Origin of the sequence: Stenotrophomonas sp. SrG, assembly GCF_050031795.1 — a bacterium.
GTDB lineage: Bacteria > Pseudomonadota > Gammaproteobacteria > Xanthomonadales > Xanthomonadaceae > Stenotrophomonas > Stenotrophomonas rhizophila_A.
Genome location: NZ_JBNBBE010001309.1, coordinates 1 through 236, shown reverse-complemented (window position 1 = coordinate 236; position 236 = coordinate 1). Strand labels below are relative to the sequence as shown.

Annotated in this window: 1 protein-coding gene; it reads right to left on the bottom strand. The window is 74.6% G+C overall.

Translation table 11 applies throughout. The features are described 5' to 3' along the window. A partial coding sequence (locus tag ACQG3P_RS23660) for a trypsin-like serine protease (RefSeq protein ID WP_426806412.1) occupies nt 1-236 on the bottom strand: 236 nt, incomplete at both ends.

The window sequence follows — 236 nt, the reverse complement described above, 5'->3', positions numbered from 1 at the left end:
CATCCAGGTGGCCTGGATGAAATCGCGCACATAGCCCTGCGATAACCGCGCGTACACCCCAGGGCGAACCGGCAGCGCGCAGCCCTCGCCCCAGCTGACCGTGCCCAGCACCGTCCTGGCGCCCTTGCGGCGCACCAGCAGCGGCCCGCCGGAGTCGCCGCTGCAGCGGTCGAAGCCCTCGGCGCCGGCGCAGAGCACCGCGCGGGCCTGCAGGTCCGGGGAGGCCTGCTGGCACG